This window comes from Micromonospora sp. AMSO31t, from assembly GCF_008868175.1.
In the GTDB taxonomy this organism is placed as follows: domain Bacteria; phylum Actinomycetota; class Actinomycetes; order Mycobacteriales; family Micromonosporaceae; genus Micromonospora.
Map to the genome: position 1 here is coordinate 1 of NZ_WBKT01000296.1, position 1,626 is coordinate 1,626.

1 protein-coding gene and 1 pseudogene are annotated in these 1,626 nt (G+C 71.9%); both read right to left on the reverse strand.

The genetic code is table 11. The features are described 5' to 3' along the window. A pseudogene (locus F8274_RS30565) lies at positions 1 to 133 on the reverse strand (aminotransferase); the annotation flags it as partial. A 159-nt stretch (positions 134 to 292) separates the two neighbouring features. Further along, on the reverse strand, positions 293 to 1,626 hold a 1,334-nt coding region (locus F8274_RS30570), incomplete at its 5' end, for a cation:dicarboxylate symporter family transporter (protein WP_151465859.1).

The window sequence follows — 1,626 nt, forward strand, 5'->3', positions numbered from 1 at the left end:
TCCGGCCCACCCGCCAGTCCGCCAGGGCGTCCTGCAACGCCTGCCAGGCCGGCTCGGGCGGCAGCCCGTAACTGGCGGTGTTCAGCCAGCCGGGCTCCGGCTGCCACAACTTCTGCGCCTGCTCCACGTCCATGCCACCGACGCTAACGATCATCTCCGGCCACCGGGACGGCCAATCCCGGGCTCGTGGTCCCCACCGGCCGGGGCCACCGGCCACGCCAGGGGCGCGCGGAAGGGGTACGCCGGCCGGGCCCGCCGGCCGGGGGTCCGGCGGGCCCGGGGCGCGGGTCGCTCAGGCCGTCGTGTCGGCCAGGGCGGCCGACGGTGCGGCCGGCTCGGCCCTCTCGTCGTCCGGGTCCTCGTCGTCGAGCATGGTGGTCTCGTCGAACGGCCGCTGCCCGCTGAGCACGGCCTGGGCCTGCGCCCGGTCGAACTCGCCGGTCCAGGTGCCGACCAGCACGGTGGCCACCGCGTTGCCGGCGAAGTTGGTCAGCGCCCGGGCCTCGGACATGAACCGGTCGATGCCGACGATCAGGCCGACCCCGTCGACCAGGTCCGGCCGGTGCGACTGGAGACCGCCGGCCAGGGTGGCCAGACCCGCGCCGGTCACCCCGGCCGCACCCTTCGAGGCGATGATCATGAAGGCCAGCAGGCCGATCTGCTCGCCGATCGCCATGGGCTTGCCCAGGGCGTCGGCGATGAACAGCGCGGCCATCGTCAGGTAGATCGCCGTGCCGTCGAGGTTGAAGGAGTAGCCGGTCGGCACGGTGATGCCGACGACCGGCCTACTGACGCCGAAGTGCTCCATCTTGGCGATCAGCCGGGGCAGCGCCGACTCCGACGACGAGGTGGACAGGATCAGCAGGAACTCCCGGCCCAGGTACCGCAGCAGGGCGAAGATCGAGATACCCGACACCAGGCGCAGCAGCGTGCCGAGCACCACGATCACGAAGATCAGGCAGGTGGCGTAGAAGCCGAGCATGATCTGGGCGAGGCTGGTCAGCGCGTCCACGCCGGTCGCGCCGACCACCGCGGCGATCGCGCCGAACGCGCCGATCGGCGCCACCCACATGATCATCGCGAGGACCTTGAAGACCAGGCGCTGGATGACCTCCACGGCCCGCAGCACCGGCTCACCGCGCCGGCCCATGGCCTGGACGGCGAAGCCGACCAGCAGGGCGACGAGCAGCGTCTGGAGAACCGAGCCCTCGGTCAGCGCGGAGAAGAGCGAGGTGGGGATGACGCCGAGCAGGAACTCGACGGTGTCGCCGCTCTCCCCGCCGGCCACGGACTTGCCCGCGTCGGCCACCTCCGGGCCGAGGTTCAGGCCCGAGCCGGGGTGGACGATGTTGCCGACCACCAGGCCGATGGCGAGCGCCACCGTCGACATGAGCAGGAAGTAGCCGAGCGCGAGGCCGCCGACCTTGCCGACCCGGGCGGCCTGCCGCACGGACCCGACGCCCAGGACGATCGTGCAGAAGATGACCGGGCTGATCATCATCTTGATCAGGTTCACGAAGCCGGTGCCCAGCGGCTTCAGCTCCTTGCCGACTTCGGGCGCGGCGAGGCCGACCACGATGCCGGCGACGACGGCCAGGATGACCGCCAGGTAGAGGTACCGGGTCG